General features: G+C 46.2%; 17 protein-coding genes. 9 read left to right on the top strand and 8 right to left on the bottom strand.

Annotation, left to right across the window (positions count from 1 at the left end; genetic code table 11):
• The first annotated feature begins 29 nt into the window (after positions 1-29).
• The 3 genes from ACFS25_RS29430 to ACFS25_RS29420 all read left to right on the top strand — a co-directional run bounded on the left by ACFS25_RS29430 (position 30) and on the right by ACFS25_RS29420 (position 3,551).
• A complete protein-coding gene (locus ACFS25_RS29430; RefSeq protein WP_381508441.1) occupies positions 30-383 on the top strand; it encodes a YraN family protein in 354 nt (117 codons plus the stop codon).
• Positions 384-495: 112 nt separating this feature from the next.
• Positions 496-1,974 (top strand): S41 family peptidase, encoded by a 1,479-nt coding sequence (locus ACFS25_RS29425; RefSeq protein ID WP_381508440.1) that lies wholly within the window; start codon positions 496-498, stop codon positions 1,972-1,974.
• Between the two features lie 86 nt (positions 1,975-2,060).
• The gene (locus ACFS25_RS29420; RefSeq protein ID WP_381508438.1) at positions 2,061-3,551 is read left to right on the top strand and encodes a TonB-dependent receptor; all 1,491 of its coding nucleotides are present in this window, start codon (positions 2,061-2,063) and stop codon (positions 3,549-3,551) included.
• Positions 3,552-4,504: 953 nt separating this feature from the next.
• On the opposite strand, the gene ACFS25_RS29415 is transcribed toward ACFS25_RS29420, so the two are convergent.
• Positions 4,505-5,503: a glycoside hydrolase family 43 protein gene (locus ACFS25_RS29415; RefSeq protein ID WP_381508436.1), complete on the bottom strand. Its 999-nt coding sequence runs from the start codon at positions 5,501-5,503 to the stop codon at positions 4,505-4,507.
• A gap of 488 nt (positions 5,504-5,991) precedes the next feature.
• Between ACFS25_RS29415 and ACFS25_RS29410 the strand changes: the two genes are divergently transcribed.
• Positions 5,992-8,043 carry a heavy metal translocating P-type ATPase gene (locus ACFS25_RS29410; protein ID WP_381508434.1) on the top strand — a complete coding sequence of 684 codons (2,052 nt, stop codon included), beginning with the start codon at positions 5,992-5,994 and terminating at the stop codon, positions 8,041-8,043.
• A gap of 201 nt (positions 8,044-8,244) precedes the next feature.
• On the opposite strand, the gene ACFS25_RS29405 is transcribed toward ACFS25_RS29410, so the two are convergent.
• Entirely contained in the window at positions 8,245-8,838 is a 594-nt protein-coding gene (locus ACFS25_RS29405; protein WP_381508432.1) for an HD domain-containing protein, read from the bottom strand.
• A gap of 831 nt (positions 8,839-9,669) precedes the next feature.
• On the opposite strand from ACFS25_RS29405, the gene ACFS25_RS29400 reads away from it, so the two are divergent.
• Positions 9,670-10,140 carry a hypothetical protein gene (locus ACFS25_RS29400; RefSeq protein ID WP_381508430.1) on the top strand — a complete coding sequence of 157 codons (471 nt, stop codon included), beginning with the start codon at positions 9,670-9,672 and terminating at the stop codon, positions 10,138-10,140.
• Here ACFS25_RS29400 and ACFS25_RS29395 read toward each other — a convergent pair.
• On the bottom strand, positions 10,102-10,416 hold the full coding sequence (locus ACFS25_RS29395) for a hypothetical protein (RefSeq protein WP_381508428.1): 315 nt from the start codon (positions 10,414-10,416) through the stop codon (positions 10,102-10,104). The two genes, ACFS25_RS29400 and ACFS25_RS29395, sit on opposite strands and share 39 nt — an antisense overlap.
• Here ACFS25_RS29395 and ACFS25_RS29390 point away from each other — a divergent pair.
• From ACFS25_RS29390 to ACFS25_RS29380, 3 genes are all read left to right on the top strand, one after another.
• Entirely contained in the window at positions 10,415-10,639 is a 225-nt protein-coding gene (locus ACFS25_RS29390) for a hypothetical protein (RefSeq protein ID WP_381508426.1), read from the top strand. The two genes, ACFS25_RS29395 and ACFS25_RS29390, sit on opposite strands and share 2 nt — an antisense overlap.
• Positions 10,640-11,209: 570 nt before the next feature.
• Positions 11,210-13,384: a GEVED domain-containing protein gene (locus ACFS25_RS29385; RefSeq protein WP_381508424.1), complete on the top strand. Its 2,175-nt coding sequence runs from the start codon at positions 11,210-11,212 to the stop codon at positions 13,382-13,384.
• A 106-nt stretch (positions 13,385-13,490) separates the two neighbouring features.
• Positions 13,491-14,072, top strand: coding sequence for a hypothetical protein (locus ACFS25_RS29380; RefSeq protein WP_381508422.1), 582 nt, complete (start codon positions 13,491-13,493; stop codon positions 14,070-14,072).
• Positions 14,073-14,208: 136 nt separating this feature from the next.
• Here ACFS25_RS29380 and ACFS25_RS29375 read toward each other — a convergent pair whose 3' ends face one another.
• From ACFS25_RS29375 to ACFS25_RS29360, 4 genes are all read right to left on the bottom strand, one after another.
• Complete coding sequence (locus ACFS25_RS29375) at positions 14,209-16,419, bottom strand: PepSY domain-containing protein (protein ID WP_381508420.1); 2,211 nt, start codon at positions 16,417-16,419, stop codon at positions 14,209-14,211.
• Positions 16,420-16,433: 14 nt separating this feature from the next.
• Entirely contained in the window at positions 16,434-16,928 is a 495-nt protein-coding gene (locus ACFS25_RS29370) for a DUF2271 domain-containing protein (protein ID WP_381508418.1), read from the bottom strand.
• Positions 16,929-16,932: 4 nt separating this feature from the next.
• Positions 16,933-18,504, bottom strand: coding sequence for an ankyrin repeat domain-containing protein (locus ACFS25_RS29365; RefSeq protein ID WP_381508417.1), 1,572 nt, complete (start codon positions 18,502-18,504; stop codon positions 16,933-16,935).
• Positions 18,505-18,713: 209 nt separating this feature from the next.
• Positions 18,714-21,095, bottom strand: a complete 2,382-nt coding sequence (locus ACFS25_RS29360; RefSeq protein ID WP_381508415.1) for a TonB-dependent siderophore receptor — start codon at positions 21,093-21,095, stop codon at positions 18,714-18,716.
• Between the two features lie 141 nt (positions 21,096-21,236).
• Here ACFS25_RS29360 and ACFS25_RS29355 point away from each other — a divergent pair, with 141 nt between their 5' ends.
• Positions 21,237-22,238, top strand: a complete 1,002-nt coding sequence (locus ACFS25_RS29355) for an AraC family transcriptional regulator (RefSeq protein ID WP_381508414.1) — start codon at positions 21,237-21,239, stop codon at positions 22,236-22,238.
• 292 nt (positions 22,239-22,530) lie between these two features.
• Here ACFS25_RS29355 and ACFS25_RS29350 read toward each other — a convergent pair whose 3' ends face one another.
• Positions 22,531-23,211 (bottom strand): DUF1919 domain-containing protein, encoded by a 681-nt coding sequence (locus ACFS25_RS29350; RefSeq protein WP_381508412.1) that lies wholly within the window; start codon positions 23,209-23,211, stop codon positions 22,531-22,533.
• Positions 23,212-23,308 lie beyond the last annotated feature (97 nt).

Here is a 23,308-nt window from a genome sequence, read left to right as displayed (position 1 = left end):
CGATTCCTACCCGTAACCTATCCTTATTCATGGCTCAACACAATGAAACCGGCAAACAGGGCGAAATAGAAGCGGCCCGTTACCTGCGTGATAAGGGGTACGAGATTATGACCCAAAATTACCGCTATCAACATGCCGAAGTTGACCTTATCGCCAAAAAAGGAAAGTTGTTGGTATTTGCTGAGGTCAAAACCCGCAGTAACCTAAACTATGGTAATCCCGAGGAATTTGTATCGTACACGAAGGCAAAACTGGTTATGAAAGCCGCTGAACAATACATCTTCGCGAACGGCTGGCTGCACGATGTCCGCTTCGATATAATAGCCGTTACGTTGGCTGGCAACGAATTGCGGGTAAAACATATCGAAGATGCATTTTCATGAATTTTAGACGTAATCTCTTAAAAAATAGTCTTTCTGTCCGTATATTGGACATATTATTTTAGTGTAGCCAATAATATTAATAGGCACTGTTTTTGCCCGTCAACAAACGACTATGAAAACATTTTGCGTTTTGCGTCCGACACTGCTTTTGGTGGCTTCGGGCATATTTATGATGACTTCGTGCAAGAAGAGCACCGATGTTGCACCCACCATTTCACCCATCACACCGATTATTTCGACGACTGCAGTTACCGGAATTGCGACGGATAAAGAAGTCAATGACTGGATTCTGGAGAACATGCAGACCTATTATTACTGGAACGACAAAATCCCGGCTAATCCAGACAAATCGCAGACGCCGGGTAAATTTTTCACCTCTATACTAAACACGTATAATGCCACGTCGAACCCGGACGGCGATCGCTTTTCGTGGATTCAGGAGAGTGCTGACGCGTTAAAAGCATCGCTGAATGGCGAGACTAAAACAGATGGTCTTGAATTTAAACTGTACTTACGCAGCGCCAGTGGTAGTGATGTGATAGGTAAAGTGTTGTACGTACAGAAAAATTCTCCGGCTGCCAAAGCAGGCTTGACGCGGGGCGATATATTCTATCAGGTTAATGGACAACTGTTGACTGTGTCGAACTATCAGGAGCTGCTTTCCGGCACCAGCGACACCAAAACGTACACTATGGCAAAAGTGGATGCTACTAATACGATAGTAAATACTACAACGACCAAGCAAACAACGGCGGTTGTTTATCAGGCTAATCCCGTTTTTCTGGATTCTGTTTATACCATTAATGGTAAAACCATTGGCTATTTCGTTTATAATCAATTTGTTACCGGGCCAACTGGCCCTAACGATCACACGTACGACAATCAGGTCGATAATGTGTTTTCCAAATTCAAGGCGAAAGGCGTAACCGATTTGGTGCTTGACTTCCGCTATAACCCCGGCGGCTACGTTACATCTGCTCAAAATCTAGCTAGTTCAGTTGCCAAGGGTGTTGATCCATCGAAAATATTTTACAAAAAGGAATACAACGAAACGTTATCTCCCTTGCTGTTAAAGGCATACGGTTCAGATTGGTTTAATGGTTATTTTCTGCAGAAAGCCAGTAATATCGGCACTAATCTACGTAGCCTTATTGTGCTGACAACGGGCGGCACTGCTTCGGCGAGTGAGCTAGTTATCAATGGGTTGAAGCCCTTTATGGACGTTACTACTATTGGCACGACTTCTTATGGGAAGAATGTCGGCTCAATAACGATTGCTGATAGTTCAGGCCATATCAAATGGGGTATGCAGCCTATCGTAACCAAGTCATTCAATACCCTGAATCAATCGGACTATTCAACCGGTTTTAAACCTGCGATAGAGGTTAAAGAGTACACGAACGAGGTCTGGAAACAACTTGGCGATGTAAACGAGTCGTTGCTGAACACGGCTATTGCTCGCATAACAGGCGCAGGTCGGGTTGCTGCCCGTACCAATAGTCCCACTTATGAAGTTAGCTCATCTATTGAGCGTAAAGCTGGTGGTAGCAATATGTTTTTCAGCGATAGGCTGCCGAACGCGCAACATTAAGATTGTATTATTTTGCGTTTGAAGCAGCTCCAAAGGCTGCTTTTGGCGTTTTATACTGTAACTTTAGCAGCAAGCCTCAATATACTATGTACGAAAAGAATATAGGTACTAAGCAAAAAGCACTACGTATCAACCTTGATCGTCGTATTTATGGCTCGTTTGCCGAGATAGGAGCAGGGCAGGAAACAGCCGCTATGTTTTTTAAAGCTGGTGGCTCATCGGGGACTATTGCTAAAACTATGTCTGCCTACGACATGACCTTCAGCGATTCCATTTACGGCGTCGAAGAAAGTGGACGGTATGTAGTTGAGTCTCGGTTAGTCAAGATGCTGAGTAAGGAATACAGTTTGCTGGAAAAAAGGTTAGCTGCTAAACGGGGTCCTGACACGACCTTTTTTGCATTTGCCAATACGGTTGTTGCTCTGAATTATCAGAAAACCAATGAAGCACACGGCTGGATTGGCTGCCGGTTTCAACTTGATCCCCAGTCTGGCTACAATGATGTCATTATCCACGTCAGGATGATTGATAACGAGAATATTTTACAGCAACAGGCTTTAGGAGTCATTGGCGTCAATTTGATTTATGGGTGCTACTACTACACCAAATCGCCCGAAACGATGGTGTTGTCACTTATGGACGATCTGGCACCGGAACGAATTCAGATTGATATGATTCGGTTCAACGGGCCTGATTTTTCGGATGTAGACAATCGGCTGATGAGTCTGCACCTGGTAAAAAATGGATTTACTGATGCCGCTCTGTTCGGTGCTGATGGTCAGGTACTACAGCCTTCAGAAGCCTTGTATAAAAAGCACATTCTGGTTATGCGTGGACGGTTGAGGCCGGTTACAAATGTCCAGATGGATATGATTGAAAATGGGCTGAAGCAGTTCAAAGACGAACCTGATGTTGACGCAAATCGGGTGGTGTCGATGGCGGAATTAACGCTGCATAATCTGAAAGCCAACGAACAGGGAATCGATGAAAAAGACTTTCTGGACCGGGTAGATATTTTATGTTCGATGGGTCAGACGGTAATGATTTCCAACTACTTAGAATACTATAAACTCGTTGCTTATCTGGCGCGACTGACGCGGCTTAAAATTGGCCTGATTGTGGGCATCCCGAATTTAGAGTACATTTTTGAAGAAGGTCATTACGAATTCTTGCCGGGGGGGATCTTAGAGTCGTTTGCTACTTTGTTTAGCCGAAAAGTTAAGCTATTTGTATATCCAACGCTGAAAGGAGGGGCTATTTATACCTGCAATGAGTTTAAACTGCCACCTACTCTGGAACCACTATTTCAGTATTTGGTCCGCAATGATAAAATAGAAGACATTACAGACTACAACGAGCAGAATCTGCATATATCAACCGATCATGTTCTGGAGATGATTCAATTGGGTGAAGACGGTTGGGAGAGTATGGTTCCAGCCCGTGTGGCCGAGCAGATTAAAGCCAACTGCCTGTTCGGTTATCCCTGCGATGTGGAGTATGTACCCATTGGTCAGCAAGTGCGACAGCAGCAGGTAGACGAACAGATTCCGGCTAAAATATCTGCACCTATTGGCTAGTATACGGGATATATAGCTGCACAATAACAGCCTTATTTCGCGTTGTACCGTAAAAAGTGAGCTAATATTAGTAACTCTTCCTTCTTATTTTTGTTAATGTCCGTATGAGTCTATTCATGTCTCACAAGAAGACCTATATAAAATTGTATTGAACTGTATAGGAATGCATTACCATAAATATTAGTGTAAAAATGGTTATTACGTTTGCTCAATATAGTATTCTTACCGCCACATATAAGTGTAAGTGCGCAACCCAAAATCAAGTCGAGCAGCAGACCAGCTTTGATCGCATGATGATTAGTTACTATATCATGGGATTGCTTAGTATCGGTCTTGTGAAGGCTAGTGATGAAAGTGATAGCGAAACAACATGTTACGAATTAACTGACCTTGGAGTAAGTTACCTTGATGAATACGAACGGACCAATCCTGATCTGGTAATTAAAAGAAGGGGGTATTGACATCGTATTGGGATATACCACATGATTTACTGTCATTCACCTATGTTTGTATAGCAACTGTACTATTGGCCTTGACCAGCAGTTGTAACTTTTATAATAAAAACAACTCTCTATTTTGCTCAGTAGGCTTTGCGGCTGATAAGCGCAACTTATCTGTCTTGCTCCCAAGATACATAGCGTCGTATAGAACTGATAGTAGTCTAAATGACCTAAAAACCTGGTACAAATTTTCAGCTTATCACTAGTATGAATTCTAAGACAAGCCTGTTTTCAGCACCATAGGCATTAGGTTATTATTTGTTATTTAATTTGAAATTTCTTAAACTTATTGTTACTTTTAATTTGATAAATTAAAAAAGAATGAAAATGCTTAAACCCGCTCTGCTTTGCTTTGCGGGTTTTTTTGTTGATAGGTTACAGGAGAAAGTGCTTCGTATGCGACTGATTTTGCTAAACAGCTAGTAGAATAGTTATCCACAGAACTCCACTTAATCAAGGAATATAAGGCTTACCTACAATCAACTTATCACCTGAAAAGTCCACGTCAAACAAATGAGGAATCCGGATATTACGCCCGTTAACCGTTTTATGACTATGAACTGACATTAACCACTTGCCAGTGAGTGTACAAAACAGCATGCCATGACCATAATTGGGAGGAGTTATTGGATCTTTCTCCTGTATCCAGGGGCCATCCAGCGTGCCGCTTTTCGAGTACACAACGCCTTGTGTATAAATATCATCTATCCAACTGGTCCAGATCATGCCAAGCCTGCCGGTTCCTGTACGGAATAAATAGGGTCCATCTGTCACTTTATTCGGACCAACCTTGCCATTCAATTGCTCACGACTCCATGGGCTTTCGCTGGCCCGGAAAAGAAGTTTGCCTTCGCCTATCGAACCACTGAGATCAGGCTTCAGCTCTATTTTTTCAATGGTTCCATTCAAGTTTTGCAGCCATTCGTAACAATAAACCATATAGGGCTTTCCATCTTTATCCACCCATAATGTGCCATCTAAGGTCGGTTTGTTGGCGGGGAGATAGATAGGGTCTTTCATTGGAATATAAGGCCCTTCAGCATTTTCGCTGACTAAAACATGACAGGCACGGCGTTCGATGACATTCCCGCCGACTGTATCAATTTTTACCTCCCTATTGGTGAACGTGGCAAAATAGTAGTATTTATCGTTGTACTGATGTATTTCCGCTGCCCATATCATCGGGTTCTTTCCCATCCAGGATTCAGGGTCGGTCTGGGCTACTGAAAAAGGGCCTGTCCATTTTTTCAAGTCGTTGCTTTTCCACAGCATGCCCCCCGTACCGGTCATATAGTACAGGGATGCCTTTTTGTCAACCAGTATAAACGGGTCACTCAGGCGAACAGAATCTAAGGGGACATCTTGCCTGATTACTGCCGTTCGGTTTTGCGAAAAAACTGAAGTCAGGTGAACCGTAATCAATGCTAGAATTAATAACGACTTTTTAATCATTGTACGGCGATAGATTAATTTTGCTAAAACTTCATTCTTACTACCCCGTTACTTACTGGCATTTCTCTTGCTATTAAATGTCCTGATGCTATGTTTGCACGAAGCAAAATTCGTTATCTTCATTCTCCTTCATTGAAGTGCCCCAGGGCCAGTAAAATCTATAAAGTCGCACCATGTGTCTTCACAAGTACTTTTTCAGACGTTTGACACTTTGCTAGATATGAGCTCGGCATCTTACTGGTTAGTATCTTAAACGTAACGGGCATTGATTCTACTGCTAAGCAGACTAATTGCTGCTTCAAGTTGCGCGATAGTCATCCCCGAAAACATTTATAGACAGTGAACGCCGAGAGAAACAAAAACAACTTTAGTAGACAACCATCGACAGAAACCACGTGAATCTTGCGCGGAAATCGCTTAGTGCAAAACGGCCGATCCAACACTAATTGAACTGACTGTATTAAACGTTTTATTGAATTTCATTAATTATGGCAGACGATCATCATCACGACGATCATGACCAAATTCAGGGCGGCCACGACGATGTGGATCTGATTGAGGCTGGAACCACCCCGGCGGCTGAAATAGCTCCGGCGAAAAAAGAGCCGCAACAAACCTGGCGCATATATGCACCCGTCATCATCAGCCTTGTGGGGTTGCTGACAGGTATTGTACTGGATAAGTACGCGACGCCCGAACCGACTAGTACGCCGGAGCGGTTTGGGTGGTTCAACAATCTGGTCTGGAGGGATCCGGTCTGGAGGGACCCGGTAAGGCTTGTCTGGTATGTAGCGGCTTACCTGCCCGTCGGCTGGCCTGTGTTGAAGCGGGCGTGGAAAGGCATTATCAGTGGGAATGTGTTCACTGAATTCTTTCTCATGGGTGTGGCAACGCTGGGAGCATTTGGTATCCGGGAATATCCTGAGGGAGTAGCCGTGATGCTGTTTTACACCATTGGTGAGTTGTTTCAGGATGCTGCTGTGCTGCGGGCACGTCGAAGCATTAAGGCCCTGTTAGATGTGCGGCCCGATGAAGTAACGGTAATTCGGAATGGAAAGTCTCAAACCGTGCAGGCGGCTAGTGTTGCTGTTGGCGATGTGGTGCAGGTAAAACCAGGTGAAAAAGTGGGACTGGATGGCACCATGCGATCTGACAAAGGCTCGTTTGATACGGCGGCTCTGACGGGCGAAAGTGTTCCACGCACTATTGAAAAAGGCGAAACGGTACTGGCGGGCATGATTAACGGACAGTCGCTCATTGAAATGGACGTTACCACTCCCTATCAGGATTCCAAGTTATCGCGTATTTTAAAACTGGTTCAGCAGGCAACGAGTCGAAAAGCCCAAACCCAGGAGTTCATTGCCCGGTTTGCCAAAATATATACGCCTGCCATCTGTGGTCTTGCACTACTGATTACGGTAGTACCCTATTTTTTTGTGGCTGATTATCAATTTGCTGACTGGCTTTACCGGGGCTTAGTGTTTCTGGTCATCGGATGCCCCTGTGCGCTGGTGATTTCCATTCCGTTGGGCTATTTCGGGGGTATCGGAGCAGGCTCGAAACAAGGTATTCTCTTCAAGGGATCGGTATTTCTGGATTTAGTGACCCAGCTCAAAACGGTTGTCATGGATAAGACCGGAACGCTAACTAAAGGTGTCTTTAAGGTGCAGGAAATCAGGCCGGTGGGTCTTGATGAGCGCGCTTTGGCCCGACTAACGGCTGCCCTGGAAAGTAAATCCACACACCCGGTTGCTACGGCTATTTTGGTGCATGCCGGCAAAGGGTATGAAACTGTTTCCGTTGAAGGTGTTGAGGAAATTCCGGGCCACGGGCTGAAAGGTCGGGTTGATGGTAAAGAGATGCTGGCAGGGAATACCAAACTGCTCCGCAAATTCAACGTGTCGTTTGATGAGGCCTTGACCAACATTCCTTATACCGTGGTGATGACGGCTATCGACGGGCAATTTACGGGCTACTTTACGATTGCTGATGAGATCAAACCCGATGCAGCTGGCGCTGTAAAACGGTTAAAAGCAGATGGAATCCGTACAGTCATGCTGTCGGGCGATAAGTCGGCGGTAGTCGAAGCAGTAGCTAAACAAGTCGGCGTAGATGAGTGGCACGGTGATTTATTACCCGAAGATAAAGTAGCGCAGGTCGAGCGTCTCAAAGCGGACCTGTCCAGTAACGCGAAAGCAAAACTGGCCTTCGTCGGCGACGGGGTCAACGATGCGCCGGTAGTCGCCTTGGCCGACGTGGGTATTGCGATGGGTGGCCTCGGCTCGGATGCTACCATTGAAACTGCCGATGTAATCATTCAGAATGACGAACCTGCCAAAATAGCCACGGCAATTGCGATTGGCCAGGCTACCCGACGGATCGTCTGGCAAAATATTACGTTATCCTTAGTGGTCAAAGGCATTGTGCTGGTATTAGGCGCGGGCGGGCTAGCCACCATGTGGGAAGCCGTTTTTGCGGATGTAGGCGTTGCTATGTTAGCTATTTTAAACGCTGTCAGGATTCAAAAGATGAACTTTTAGCCCGAATGGATGGCCTCCACACTGACCATTACGAGAGATTGAGTAACTCACGTTTTATCAGGTGATTGCTTTTCCCGGTAGTAGGTCTTTCGTCAGCGGATCGGCCTTGCCGGTCACGCAGTTCGCTCGTCTTAATTACAACGGTACCAGCGTCCGTCAGGCGAAATAGACTAGCTTCTCAAAGAACCAATAAAATGGGGATCAGTCCATTTTGAGGATACCATTTTCGACGCTCGTATGGAGTAGTTGTTCTGCATATGCCCAGATGGATTCGGACCCATGCTTGATGGCTTGTTTCTTTTGATAGACTTTGTCAAACGCTACGTCAAATTCCCGCCAGGTACCGCCCTCGTTGGAGACGTTTTGAAGTAAGGGTTCCAACCGGTCCATAGCTCTGGCAAATTTAGCTTCGTCCGTTTTCTGCTCTTCGAATTCTTCCCAAATAGCGATAAACTCCTGTGCCTGATCCTGGGGTAACATACCAAAGATACGATTAGCTGCTATTCGTTCTTCATCCGAGTTATCGTGGTTTTTTTGAGTGTCATACATGAACGTGTCTCCAGCATCGATCTCAACAATATCATGGATTAGAAGCATTTTCAGGACTTTTAACACATTGATAGGCACGTTGGCATGTTTGGATAATACAATGGCCATCATGGCCAAATGCCAACTATGTTCGGCGTCATTTTCGTTTCTGTCGCTGTTGAATAGTTTCGTCTTACGCTGGATATATTTGAGCTTGTCGATCTCCTTGATGAAATCAATTTGTTGACTCAGTTGGTTGTCTTGCATAGAAATAGGGTTTGGTCTGGCTGGTACAACGTTAAGAAAAGCCACCGGGAAGCCGTTGCATAATTTGACAAATGTAGCCTTTAGCTTTACACATCAACTAGTTGAATGCGGTGTTGGATCCCTTCCTAAAGAAAATGCCCAAAACGCCAGCTGTGATATCGTATGTTGCAGCGGGCATTATGTCGAGTCTGTATTACGAACTGCGCTGGACAATTATTCAATTTTAAACCGATATTCCTATCAGAATCGGACGTTATTTTATCGCCAGTAGGATAGGGAAATTACTAATCTGCTTCTATAAATTACGCTTGTTTCATTGCTTGAATGGCTAAGTTGACATTTTTACTCCGTGTTTTCTTGGTCGTTGCTTTTACTGTCCTACACTACAGTTGTCGGGTAACCGCTTCATAGGCTACCCTGAACCCTGACTTTTACCGAGTGATTCATGCTAGTCAATCCGGTCTGATGATGAATAAGGTATACGTAATTGATTCCGGCGATTCGTTCCAGCTACTTATTCCTGCCACCGATGAGCGTCGTTACAAAGTAAAAAGAATTTACTAGGTTTGGTGGTACGGTAAATTTACGTGCAGCGTTAATAATCTATATAAATATAAGTAAACCAGGCCTTCCTGCCGAATATATCGCAAACAGGAAACGAGCTGTTGTATGACTATCAATAATAATGTAAGCTTTTGCTGCTAGTTGTGCCTTTTCTAAATCTATTAGGCCGCATTAGCCGTTAGTAGAAACAGGATTACTCGTGCGGTGATTCACCCGTCTTGTACTTTCATTGTAAATTGAGGCAACAAAAACGCTTGGCGTATAGAAATGAATAATGTAAGGAGTTGCCCAAAATGTGGGTCGGATAAACTGGTCGCGCTTGGCGAAGAGAAGGCCAGTTCCGTTGTAAGTTTTACGGAAGAAGAGGAGGAGCAGGAGTTGGCAGACTTGTTTGGCAACGACAACCGGGATAGGCGATGTTTGAACTGTGGCTATAGCTGGAATGTTGAAGCGCAGCTTCTTCAGCAGCAGGAAGACCAAGATCAGATGAATGCGCTTTCTTTTGAGGAAAGAAAGGAGAATTTTTATAATGATTATGAATCGGGGCACCTTGCCCAGGCTAAGGAGATCGTTCCCATTGAGGCCAGTGGCGTATACAAAAGAAAAGGGTTAAAAGCGGCCTATAGGTACCTCAAACTGCTGGATATAAAATTAGACAGGTTTAAAAATAGGTCTATGCTTGTCGTCATAGCCGTCATCTTAGTGCTGGTGGGAATAATTGTGTACGCCTGTAGCTAAGTAACTCAGCTGACGGAATGTGCGTGTTTTGTCATCAAACATCTCAGTCCATTTTCGGAACATTTCTTCCTGTTCACCAAGGTTCGTGTGCAATGGGTGAATCTTGAAGTTCATAAGTGCGAACGTCTTCAGGGAAGGTATTGACGACGTTCTGGGTAAAACCTCTAGTAAATCCGGCACTGGTTCACCTGGAAATAAGTTTTCGTATTTAGGGAATAGGCCAGATTGCCCATTGAAGGTTGCTGTGAGTAATAGCAAGATTTGTAATCTGGCCATGAGCCTGTATTCGTTAGCTAGAGGCTCGACTATTCACGATTGCCAAAACGAAATTGTCTGTGGCCTGCTGCTTTTGCTCAAAGTCAGCATGAATAAACAGCAAAGCCAATCGAGTACCCTCCTCTTCTACACATTCAACGTCATGTTTTTCGATGTGGTCAACATCGCTCTCCTCGAACCAATTCTCAAACGTCTTTCTGCGCGTTTGCTGAAGTCTATCTGAATTTTCATAGAAAGATTTATTGGATCCTAAACCCAGGAGCGAGGATGCTCTTTTTTGCGTATAGGTGAAGGCTGGTAAAGATGCCACCCGTTGAGGTTCCAGCAAAAGAAAATCAAAGAAATTAGTCTATAAGAGCACTTTTCATAAAACGGGAAAAATACCCTTTTTATAGAAAATGATACTTACAACAGTACGCAAATACGTAAATTCCGTATTTGTTTGTAGTATGAAAATTACCATTGCGCATTAGAGAGGAGAGGTGAGGAAAATACGCTGGCTCTGAACTTGGCCTTTTGCTTTGCGGACTCCGTGAAGGTTGATATTACAGACATAAACTTGCAGGGCGGTATCAACCATAGGCTGCTGGATTTTGACTAACGAACGGCATTCAGCACCGCCCCGGCAAATTTTATCCTGCCTTTGCCATACGGGCACATTGGCTGGTAGTCGTCTTATAACTCGAGGCACGGGCGGCCCCTGTTTTCATACTGCGTATCAATAAAATATAACAGCATGAATATGAAAAATGCAAGCATAGCTTAAGTTTCCAAGGCTGTTAATCTACTATCTATGCCTACTATCTACGCAAAAACTTCTGGCCGTTCATTTGTTTGCTTTTGTTGTTTGCTCATCGGTTTCGCCTTCGTTACACCACTGTCCGTACTGGCTCAACTGATTGATCGCCCTGCATTTTTGTGTGCGACTGAAAGCCTGTCGCCTGCCGACCGGCGAGCTCTTGAAGCCGAAGCAATTCTGGCCCTCCGATTAAAACAGGCTTCCGGAGCCTCTTTTACCACCCTGACCTATATCCCCATTCGACCCCACATTATCCGAAAAACGGATGGTACAGGCGGCTACACGATGGCCAGTCTCAACAACGTACTGGCTCTCACTAACAAGTATTACCTTCAAAATGGGAATGGCATCCAGTTCTATTTCGCAGGGACGACACCTGATTATATAGATAATGATGCCCTATACACTCAGTACCGGCAAAACGTTGATGATGCTACCGTAGCTCCGCGTGATGTGAACAATGCCCTAAACCAGTACTATATTCATAGCTTCGATAATGCTAATCTGGGTGGTTACGCCCGATTTCCGTCGAATGATGTAGCCTCCACCCGTACAATCATTCTGGATGAAAATTCAGATGGTGATATGGGTAATCGACTGGTACCGCACGAATTGGGACATACATTCAATCTGTTGCACACCTTTGAACCCTTCTATGGCTACGAACGGGTGACGCGGGGTACCGGGGCCAACTGCACTACAGCCGGCGATTTGGTCTGCGATACACCCGCCGACCCCTACGGGCGGTATGCAGGGGCAACCAATGCGTGTATTTCCGGATGTCCGCCCAACTATACATGCTCGTTTACCGACGATCAGGGTAATCTCTACACGCCCTCGCCTACTAATATTATGTCGTATTATCAGCCATGCATATATGATTTTACGGCCGGGCAGTACGACCGCATTCAGGCCGGGCTAGCCACACGTCAGGCTCACACGGCTTACACACTCGATGCCCCGGCAACTACCATGACAGCGCCTTCGAATGTCGTAGCCAGTATAAGTGGTGGGGCAATTGTCATTAGCTGGCAGGATAATGCAAGTAATGAAATGGGGTACTTCATCGAGCGATCCACGTTACCCGCAGCGGGCTTCGCGCCCATTGGTGGCGTAGCACCCGGCGTAACGACGTTTATCGACCGGTCTTTTGCGTCCCGAAGCCAATATTATTACCGTGTTAAAGCCTCCAATACCACTACAGGCAGTATCAGCCCAACGGCTACTATAGTTGCTCCTGATTGTCGTCCTTCATTTACATCGGATGGCTGTCAATTTGCAATTAACATAACCGCCGTAACGGTTAATAGCACGGTTTTAAGTCAGAGTTCAGGTTGTTCGCCCAGTAGCAGCGGATATTATACCGCCTTCACAGCCGTCAGTGGTACTGTTACCGCTGGGCAATCAGCAACGTTTACCGTTACGAAAGGAACATTTAACGCTATGGGTGGCGCTATCTGGGTCGATCTGAATAATAATAACATATTTGAAACCAGCGAACGGTTGTATCAAATGCCGACGACTAACACGTCAGCCACCTTTTCGGGTACTATGGTTATTCCGGCAGGTACGGCAGCTGGTACGGTCGCTATGCGCGTCGTGGCCGCATACGCTGTCATACCCACCGATCCGTGTGGCAGCTATGGGTATGGTGAAACAGAAGATTATATACTGGTTATCAAACCAGCCTGTAGCACACCGGTTGCAAGCCTGAGCGGAACAACGACTATAACGTCCGGACAAACGGCTACGCTTACCGCCAGTCTGATCGGCACCCCGCCTTTCTCATTAACGGTTAATGCCAGCAGTAGTTCGCCCACCACCTTCACAGGTATTGCCGCTTCACCATTCAGTTTCACTGTGGCCCCCATTGTCAGTACGACCTATACCTTGGAGCAGGTCGCTGGTGACTGTGGCACCGGGACCGTCAGTGGCACAGCTGTAGTTACGGTCAACGCCTGCACGACGATGTACACTCTCAAAACAGGTGCCTGGAATGATCCCACCGTCTGGTCGTGTAACCACTTACCGACCGAAATTGATCTGGTTGAGGTAGGCCATCTGGTCACTATACCGTCCAGCTTTGTGGCTAGGGCTTTACAGGTGAAATACACTGCCAGTGGTCGGGTATCCCTGGACTCGACAGCCAAGTTACGCCTGGGGCCGTAGGCAGTTTTAATGGGTTCGTCCCAGATTTCATAATTTTTCAGACTACAGCAACCTGTTTATAACCTTTGCCGTTTGCTAAGTATCTGGTTAATAAACGTATACTGTTATGAATTTGTCAATATGGTTTTACTGCCTGGCATTCGGCTGTTTGGCCTGCTCGAAACCGTCAACTACGTTTAGCCCCAATTTACCCGTGGATGATGGACCTTATAAAGTGACAGCCCTGCTTAACGACTCAACTTGGTTTGGCTCTGCTTCTGCATCCCGAACGCTGGCCATAACCGGCCAGTCAGCTTGTACGTCGAATCGATTTGATGTTCGCTTCTCAACCGATCTGCCTTTCAATAATACCTCACCTAAACAGCTCGTCACTGGCTGTTTAGGTGATTGCATTCCCACTCAGGTACTTGTGTTTCATAACGTTCCCCTGGCGGTGGGTACCTACAATATAACTACCCTGAACTCGTGTGCGGGCCAGAATGGAGCGGCAAACTACTATTGGCTATTGGGAGGAGATGCTATTATTAAAACCTATAATACGCAGCCCGGTAGCAATGGCTGGATTCAGGTTACGGGTTATGATGCCGATAAGAAAGTGGTCGAAGGTACGTTTGACATCGATTTGTCTGATCAAAGCGCAAAAACGGCCCGCTTTAAGAAAGGCGTTTTTAAAGCCCCAATACAATAGTCGTTTGGAGCGCCATAACAGACTATGATGGAATTGGCTAAAAGACCCGTATAACCTTGCTTACTATAGTTTACTTTTCACCCCAGGCATTTGGTGTACTTACATATTAATGAAACTAGCCATTAACAGCCAAAACTTAGTAGCAGTCCATCAGTATCTGGCTGTGCGACTGGTAAACGCTCACAGGCTTACCCAATTTCGTCCGGCAGATCGTTTCGAGCAGCTCAATGACGTCCTTCTGCATGGTCAGCGACCCACAGATCATTAATACCCCATTCATCATTAGCACATTAGCGATAAAGTCAGCGTCGTGGGCAAGCAGGTCACTAACGTACTTCTTGTCGCCTTCTCTTGAATAAGCTACATGAATACTTGTGAGTTTTTGAGCCGACTGGCTTGTTTTTAGAAAATCCCGGTAGACGTCGAACGATGCGCTTTGGCGGAAACCGCAGTACAAATGACAGGGTATCTGCTGTTTATTCTGGCTAATCATGCCCAGAAAAGGGGCGATACCGGTTCCATTGCCAATCATCACGACAACCGGGGCTTTCTTCGGGAAATGAAAATGGTCGTTACTAACGATCCGCGCCCGGATCGTATCGCCGGGTGTTAATCCGTGCAAAAAACCAGACCCCAGCCCACCCGGGTGCAACCTGACACCTAACTGAATTTCTTTTTCCAGTACGCCAATCGAATACAACCGTTCGCGGTGGTCGTTGCCCGGATAGATGGCAAGCAAATCCCCCGATGTAACACCCCGCCGACGTCGGGACCGCAGCCGGATCAAAAAGGTGCCGTCTGGCTGTGCAGTTCGGTTGTTGCTGGTCACAGTCAGTGTGTCAAAACGGGTTGACGGGGCTTTCAGTAGATCAGATGAAACCGACATCGGTCGGTCGGCCTGCTGCGACCAGGCTTCGGCCCACAAGCCAAAATCTTCTGGCGACCTATCATTAACTGTATGGATGTCGACCAGCGGAATAGCCCAGTGCTGCCGGGAGAGCAACTGGTTGACCTCAAAAGCAAACTGGCAGAAATCGGGATAAGCATGCGACCCAAAACCGAGCACCGAATAACGAACAGGCTGTGGTTGGGGGTATTTTTCAACCAATGTAGCAAAACTAGTGGCATTGGTTGGAGCATCACCAAGCCCGTAGGTGGCGGTCAGTATAATCAGGTGTTCGGCTTTCGGAAAAACGGTATAGTTATTACACTCGGTCAGAAAGGATTTCTCCCCCTGTTTAAGCAGCTGTTGATGAATGATTTGAGCAAACCGGAAGGTACTGCCGTTCTCTGACCCGACCAGGATAATGAACCGGCTCTCGTCAGCGGAGTACTTGTTTTTTACGCGGTTAGCCCGTCGTTTCCAAGTAATGGCGAAACCGGAATAAATGAAAAAGAGAATATTTCCCGAAGCCACAGCTAGGATGATGGCCCATATACCACTTGCCCGACCGGTGTGCAGATCCAGGCTCAGGTTAGTTAGCAATACAGCAGTCGGATACCGGTTTTCGCTGAGAATGTCGCCCGTAATCTGATTAACTGTCAGCTCGCGGTCTTTAAGTTTCAGCGTGTAGTAGTCTTCGGGGTCTTCCGAAAACGGAAATTCAATGCTCTGTACCTCCGCAAGCCTCGTATTTTTAAATACCGCAAAGTCGGCCAGCGTCCGTTGAGGCAACTTTTGCTCGGGTTTCGACCGAATAGCATCGAAGTCAATTTTAGGCGATATTTTCTCGGTCGCCATCAGGCCAAATCGAGCAAGAGAAAGGTACATTCCCGAGATAGCAATGACGAAGATCGGAATCAGCGATAGCCGCCCCAGCACGACGTGGTAATACTGGGCAAAATTATCCCGGACAATCCAGGTAAAGAACCGCTTTAGGCCCCGCTGACGCTGAATGATCAGTATGGTGCCGGAAACGGTAATCAATAATAGTAGAAACGCGGTTAGCCCGATAAATAGCCGGCCAGCTTCGTGCAAAAATAGCGAACGATGCAGCGCGGTAACCCACTGAAAAAATTCACTTTGTTCGGTGGGAATACCCAAGATTTTACCCGTCTTGGGGTCAATGTAAGCGGTCAGGTTTTCCCCGTTGGCATCACTCCCCTTTATCTGCACAAACTGGTTGGCATCGATGCTCAACTCACTGAGTTCCGCGTAGCTTTTTTTTAGAACAGGCAGCGTCTGGGCTAGGGTAAGTTGGGTAAAGCTATCGACACGATAGGGTTGAATTTTCTGCGATATGGGTTCAAACGCCAGAATAATCCCCGTTACAGAGGCCAGGGCCAGAGAAAGAAAAGAAGATACAGCCAGGGCTAAGTGACTGTATCTCCAAACAGAAATGGTCATAAATCCGGCCGCTGTTAGTTAGGACTAAAGCGTACGTAGCGAATATAGCCAGTACCCTCGTTTTTGGCGGAAAGACTTTCCGTCGTCAGCGGAATTTCCAGGTCTTTTACATAATACGGTTTGTCTTCGACCGCACTTTCAAACCGCAGTTTGTAATCGGAATTGAGTTTAGCATTGTCGATTTCCAATACGGTCACGCTGCGGTCGCCCCCCGCCACCGACGCACCGGTTATGGCACTAATGTCGGTCCGTTTCTTAGCAAAGGCTTTATGCCATTCCTTTACATCCGGATACCATTTTTTATTCGAGCCGAGTACATACAAGGTTTTCTCGTAGCCGCCTTTCCCGTTAATGAGCGACACCACGATGTAAGCGCCTTCGCCCATGTAGTTGGTCATTTGGATCATACACTTGTACTTGGTAGTACCGGATTGTTGAGCCCACGAAGCCGATGGTCCGGCAAACGTCAAGGCCAGCACCAGTAAGCCGATTTTATGCAAACAAGACATACACTTATTTCAGAAAGTTAACAGACACGTTGTTTTTAGCCAGCGATTCATTTTCACTGGCCAGATCGAAAGCAGTTTCTTTAAAGTTGGTGGGGATATCTTTCTTCGCACCGATCGACAGCAGATATTTCAACATGGAGTCGTCTTTCGAAATCATGGCCGCCTTGTGCAAAGCGGTAATTCCCTCTTTATTTTTACTGTTCACGTCGATCTGGAAGGGTTCCAGTCGTTTCACCAGCGAAAGGTCATTTTTGGCAACCGCTAGATGATACAATGTATTGCCGTTCTTCTGCGGAGCCGTGATGTCAAGCCCTTTTTCCTGAAGCAGTTTCAGTTTTGTGTCAAAGTCATCTGTTCGGGGACCATTCGCATTCTCGGGTCGTTGACTACCTTCCGGGCGGGGGCCACCTTGTGCACCCGGTCCACCTTCTCGTGGTCCATCCAGCCGGGGTCCGTTGTTCGCCTTATAGGACTGCACCAGGTAAGCGGCCAGATTATCGCCTTTTTTGTCCATTACGGCAACGTCGGCCCCTTTGCTTAACAGATAGCTCACTACTTCAGTCGAATTACCCTGTACGGCCATTGCCAGTGCTGTTGTGCCCTTCTGGTTGCCCTGGTTGATATTTTTCACTTTCGGCAGCAGCATTTCCAGCACGGCAACATCGCGGTTGGATGCGGCTGCATTCATAAATACCGTGTTGCCTTCTTCATCGGCCTGATTGACGTCAACGCCTTTGCCCAGAAAATACTGAATGATTTCATTCTGCTTGGGTCTACGAACAATCGCGTGCAAAACGTTTTCACCGTTCCTGTTTGTCGCAGTTGGTTTGATATTGAGGCTTTCCAGATACTGGAACACCTCAAGGGTATTCGCGCCCCGACGTCCTCCTTGGCTAGCCATAATCATCGCATTATCATTGGCCGGTACACCTTTTTGCAGAAGTGCTTTTAGTAGATCGATATTACCGGACTTGGCAGCATAGCTAAATGCGTTGTTGCCAGCCGCATCCGTGCTTTTCAGATTCAGACCTTTCGAGACAAAATAATCAGTTAGCTTCAGATCTTTATCGTTAGCAACAGCCACCAGTAAAGCATTCGCTCCGTCATGATTCAGGTCCTTTTTTAGATCGGCACCGCTGCGCAGACACAAGTCATATACCTGTGTATTAGGCTGTCCACCGGCTGCTGCAAAATTCAACGGTGTCATGCCGTGGCTGTCCCCAATAGTAGCTTTGGCTCCTTTTGCAATCAATGCTTCCATGATCTCCACATTGCCCCGGTTAGCGGCCCAGTGTAAATAGGTGCGGCTATCGTGGGTCAGTTTATTTACATCGTTGCCGGGTTGCGACAATAGATAGTTGATCGATTCATTGGGAGCCTGAGCATTGATAGCCATCACGACGGGATCAAAACTCATTGGATTGAGCTGAGACGGGCTATTTCCTTTCTCGACTTCCGCCTTAACCTGGCTCGCGTCCGGCTTACTTTGCCAGAACGACTGTTTCAGCAGCACGTTTTTCTGGGCTTGGGCGGAGAGGGAAATGCCTAACAGAATAACGATGACTAGTTTTTTCATGCTGATATACTCGAGTTGAAATGCTGATACACGTGTTTAAACGCTAAAAAACTAAACGGGCTGCAAGTTAATAAGATTCAGTCTAAATAAGAGTTGTGTGTAACTACTTAATTTGATAACTATTAAAATCAGAGAAATAAACATTCGTTAAAACACATTTCCGCATTCATTTCAATGAATGTAGGAAATGTGTTTTCGGACTACTTTTATCAAAACCGATACGACATCGTCGTTACAAACTGCCGGGGCGGAATCGGCATGATACTATAACGGTCATGGATCAGGTAATTCAACGTATTGGTGATGTTCGATACTTTGGCCAGAATTGACACTTTTCGGTATGTATAGCCTGCTGACAAGTCGAACGTCGTGAAACCCGTCAATGGAATCAGACGACTAAATTCCGGGGTTTGACCATACGTATTGTTGTTTCCACCGTAACGAGTTCCTGTATAAAAGGCCGATGCACCTAGTTTCAACCCTCGCAGTTGCGGTAGGTCAAACGTGTAAAAGATGGTTGCGTTGGCCGTGTGGGCCGGATTGTTGGTCAGTCGTTCGCCTTCGATAGGTGAACCTTTTACGAGCGATGCCTGGGTGTATCGCATGTAATTATAGCTATAGCCGGTAATGAAATAGAAGTTCTTCGACAGATTACCCGTCAGGTCTATTTCCAGTCCGTCACTGGTCGTTTGCCCCGTAAATTCTTTCACGTTCGCGTCGGCATTAGCTGTGCCATCCGCTTTGAGCGGGGCCATCTGAGCGAAATTGCTGTTTACAATGTGGTAAACGCCGAGGTTGGCCGTAAGTCGACCGTTAAACAATTCGTTTTTTACACCCACTTCAAACTGGTCAACAATAGAAGGTTTTAGGATTTGACCATAAATGTCGATACCCGTATTGATAGTGAAGTTGTTTGAGTAGCTACCGAAGAACGAGGTGTTTCTGGTAGGCTGATACATCAGGGCCACTTTAGGCGAAAAGGCCGCGTCCGTTTTGGTTTCGGCGGCTCCCCGCGTTTCAACCTGAGTCAACAGATTAAGAACGGTAGTCTGCACCGTTCTTTGCTGCGACCATCGAACACCGGCCAGAATTTTAAACTTATCGGTCAGGCTAATTAAATCCTGCGCGTAGAAGCCCAGTCGTGTTGAGGGCGATGTGGTCCGGCTCGTTGCGGTGGCCACCGGAATGTCGGTACGGGCTTCGTAGAGACTCGGATTCAGAATATTGATTTTGTCGTAAGCCGTTTTGCCCGCTCCATAATTGACTGTGTACGAGTTACTCTCACTCACAATACTAACCAGATCGCTACCCACTAACAGTTGGTGCCCAATAGCGCCCGTGTTGAATCGTCCGTTGAGGTTAACCTGTCCTGTATAATCGGCCTCGCTGGTCATTGTGCGGCTAAGGGTACGAGTCCAGTCGCCGGTGGCCGATACGTTATTGTTAGGAACTCCTGATCCGTAGGCACTTACGTCGGTTCCCTGCTCAGAAGCAATGACGGTTAATTTCCAGTTATTGTTAAACGCATGGTCGATGTTCGTCGAGACAGACGTCTGTTTCACGTTGTTATAAGCCCAGGGCGTATTGATGAACCGCGAGCGGGGAACGTCAGGGATAATGGCATCCTGGTTTAAATTCAGCGAACCAATGCCATTATCGGGTGTGAAATCCGACTTCAGGTAATCGCCCTGAAGCAGGATGGTGGTTTTTTGACCCAGTTTGTAGAGCAGGGACGGATTGACATATAACCGGTTTGTTTTTACAACATCCCGATAGCTGTTAGCCTTCTCATACGTGCCAACTACCCGAAACGCCAGATTCTTCGCCAGCGGTCCGTATAGATCAACAATGGGTTTCAAAAGGCCATAGCTACCAAACCGCATCGACACTTCGCCACCACGCTCGAATTTTGGTTTTTTGGTGACCATGTTGATAATCAATCCACCCGATACATTTCCGTACAGCATAGCCGAGCTACCTTTTAGCACCTCCACCGACTCCAGCGTGCTGGCCTCGGGGAATCCCATCGTGTTGGAAATGACCCCGTTTTTAAAAATGCTGCCCCCAGCACCCGCAATGCCAATGCTGTAGCCCCGTGCCGAAAACGTTTCGGCCACCCCACCCCGTTGCTGAGTAAGGGATACACCACTCACGTTTTTCAGGATATCCCCTAAGCGGGCGGCCTGCTGATTCGCAATCACTATACTACTCACCACCCCCGACATCTGAGGAAGATCTAACGGCGCAATCATAGCCTTGCCCAGGGTAACGGCTTTATTATTTCCGGTTACCTCCACTTCACTCAACTGGGCTGTGCTTTCAGCCAGAGCAAAATCAGTTTGGGTAATCTGACCAGCCTTCACTGTGACGGCCTTCTCCTGGGTTTGCAAACCCACAAAGGTTACCTGCATCGTATACGTGCCGGGGTTAATCCCTTTCAATTGATAGGTTCCGTCTTCGGCCGTAATTATTCCCTTTTGAATTTCCTTCAGACCAACGTTAACGAATGAAGCAGGATTACCATCGCTGGTTTTTACGATACCACGAATTGAGCCATGCGTTTGAGCCATGACCTGTACACAGAACAGCATTATTAAGCTTGCACACAGAAAGAAATTATAATAAACGTACCTCATTTTATTTAGATTAATTCTAATTTAGTGCAAATTTGTAGCTTGAATGAGTAGAGTGGGTATCGTAATTGGGAATATTCCTATCGAAATCGGGCTTATATGGAAATAATTATAAAATCTAAGGACGCTGATACACTATTACGCCGGGAAGAATTGGCGGTGGATGGTGGGCCAGCGGAACCCTTTCAGGAAAAGCAAGTCAGGATTCAGGATGAGCAAATAGGTTGTATTAGCGATACCCAGATTACGACAGGGAGTTTTTTTATAGCTCACTGTACCTTCCAATTGACTCAATCCATCCAGTTGATTAAAGAAGTAGAAGAGGGTATTATTCAGTTGGACTTTGCGTTGCGGGGCAAAAGCCATGCTCATCTGGGAGGAAAGGCGGGTGGCCAGCATTTTTCGACTGGTCAGCATAACATTAGTTACCTTCCCCCGTCAAAAAGCATTTATGACTACTATGCGGCTGCCCAGCCATCGGATTATAGTGTAGTAGTGATTCCCAAAGACGTTTACTTTCGCCTGATACCACCTGGCAGTGACCTACATCGGCAGCTTGTTACTCAGATTATCCAACAGAAAGCCGCTTTTATCACCGCTAAAAATCCATCGATCACGCCAGCTATGGACTGGATCATTCGGGATATGCGCGTCAGCCAGCGAACAGGTTCCTTAAAGCGGCTATTTCTGGAATCCAAAATAACGGAACTACTCATGCTCCAATTAGAGCAAATGCAGGGTGCTCAACCCGTTACGTTTTCGCCAAAAAAAGAGGATGTCCGTAAAATATATGAAGCCCGTGAAGTACTGGATGCCTGCTATCCTACTCCACCAACGATTGTTGAGTTGGCTAAACTAGTGGGCCTGAACGAATTTAACCTTAAGCGGGGTTTTAAAGAACAAGTCGGAACAACCATCCTAGGCTATATTATCCAACGGCGGATGGAAGATGCAAGACGCTTTTTGCTGGAAGGAACGAAAACCATTAGCGAGATTTCGTACTGGGTAGGGTACAAAAACCCTGCCCATTTTACGGTAGCCTTCAAAAACTACTTTGGTGTACTGCCTAGTGCTATTCGAACGCATTCCGGCACTCATTAGGACGTTTTCTTGAACGATTTTTATTGATACTAGATTGACGCAAATCAGTCATTGATAGTAATTAGGAGCCCAACAAACTAAATCAACATGACTGGCAGGTGGTGGTAGGGCTATTCGCCGAGCCGAGGTCGGGCCATGCATTTGCCGATATGGACGAACCCAGAACCCCGTTTCTAACCCACTACTAAACACGCCGACCAGTCTGGGTCAGTCGGCTTAGGGTCGCTGGTATTGGTCATTTCACCGGACCCGATGGTGGTGCCGCCAGTGTCCGGCTATAGGTTTGACAAAATTAACTAGCAATAAATGTTTTCCTCAGCCATCGCCAAGCAGCGGGGTCTAGAATCAGAAAGTTCAATAATCTATAATCAAATTTGCATTCTATCGTACCGTCTTGGAGGTTTTTAAAAATGTTGACGTACCGTCGGGTGTTGTCAAATTGCTCAGCACCATCAAGCAGCCATCTGCGTATGCGAACACTATTCCAGATTGGTGCTTCAGTTTTTCCCAACGGATACAAGGCCAGTGAACGGCTTATTTTTAATTTATTCCACTGATCAATGTGCTCCTGTGTATATTCCTTCTTACCAAAATCTATTTTGATGAATAGATTATCCCAGTCAATACGTTTATAACGGCGTAGAAAAGCGTCTTTTGCGGCTTGTTCTGAGTTATAATGAACAAAAAATAATTTTGCGTAAGGAGTTTGAGCAATCGGGAAATGACTACCTTCAACTTGGATAAATGTCATGTCACAGGCATCCGATTTGTGTAAGTTGGTGAAAAAATTGATGTAGTCCATTGGATGAACATACAACCCCACTGTAGGTGTATTATACGGTAACCCATGTTGGCGGTATACTTGACCACCCCAGCAATCGTCGCTGACAACGCAAAATTTTCTTGGCAGTAATTTCTTGGCAATCTTTACTCCCCAAAGGTGACGTATCTCTTTTATAGAGGTTGCTTCCACAGAATAGAAATTATTTTATGAACAGGATTGCACTTTAGAGTTTAAATACAATTCCTTGTCTTTCAGTTAATTAAATCACCATTTCGTGGAGCCGATG

The organism is Spirosoma flavum (genome assembly GCF_042686045.1).
Lineage (GTDB): Bacteria > Bacteroidota > Bacteroidia > Cytophagales > Spirosomataceae > Spirosoma > Spirosoma flavum.
The sequence above is the reverse complement of the archived record's forward strand: the minus strand, read 5'-3'. Positions and strand labels throughout refer to the sequence as shown.

Coding starts and splice junctions, on each gene's coding strand:
- ACFS25_RS29430 (WP_381508441.1), top strand. CDS start 30: ATGGCTCAACACAATGAAACCGGCAAACAGGGCGAAATAGAAGCGGCC.
- ACFS25_RS29425 (WP_381508440.1), top strand. CDS start 496: ATGAAAACATTTTGCGTTTTGCGTCCGACACTGCTTTTGGTGGCTTCG.
- ACFS25_RS29420 (WP_381508438.1), top strand. CDS start 2,061: ATGTACGAAAAGAATATAGGTACTAAGCAAAAAGCACTACGTATCAAC.
- ACFS25_RS29415 (WP_381508436.1), bottom strand. CDS start 5,503: ATGATTAAAAAGTCGTTATTAATTCTAGCATTGATTACGGTTCACCTG.
- ACFS25_RS29410 (WP_381508434.1), top strand. CDS start 5,992: ATGGCAGACGATCATCATCACGACGATCATGACCAAATTCAGGGCGGC.
- ACFS25_RS29405 (WP_381508432.1), bottom strand. CDS start 8,838: ATGCAAGACAACCAACTGAGTCAACAAATTGATTTCATCAAGGAGATC.
- ACFS25_RS29400 (WP_381508430.1), top strand. CDS start 9,670: ATGAATAATGTAAGGAGTTGCCCAAAATGTGGGTCGGATAAACTGGTC.
- ACFS25_RS29390 (WP_381508426.1), top strand. CDS start 10,415: ATGAGCCTGTATTCGTTAGCTAGAGGCTCGACTATTCACGATTGCCAA.
- ACFS25_RS29395 (WP_381508428.1), bottom strand. CDS start 10,416: ATGGCCAGATTACAAATCTTGCTATTACTCACAGCAACCTTCAATGGG.
- ACFS25_RS29385 (WP_381508424.1), top strand. CDS start 11,210: ATGCCTACTATCTACGCAAAAACTTCTGGCCGTTCATTTGTTTGCTTT.
- ACFS25_RS29380 (WP_381508422.1), top strand. CDS start 13,491: ATGAATTTGTCAATATGGTTTTACTGCCTGGCATTCGGCTGTTTGGCC.
- ACFS25_RS29375 (WP_381508420.1), bottom strand. CDS start 16,419: ATGACCATTTCTGTTTGGAGATACAGTCACTTAGCCCTGGCTGTATCT.
- ACFS25_RS29370 (WP_381508418.1), bottom strand. CDS start 16,928: ATGTCTTGTTTGCATAAAATCGGCTTACTGGTGCTGGCCTTGACGTTT.
- ACFS25_RS29365 (WP_381508417.1), bottom strand. CDS start 18,504: ATGAAAAAACTAGTCATCGTTATTCTGTTAGGCATTTCCCTCTCCGCC.
- ACFS25_RS29360 (WP_381508415.1), bottom strand. CDS start 21,095: ATGCTGTTCTGTGTACAGGTCATGGCTCAAACGCATGGCTCAATTCGT.
- ACFS25_RS29355 (WP_381508414.1), top strand. CDS start 21,237: ATGGAAATAATTATAAAATCTAAGGACGCTGATACACTATTACGCCGG.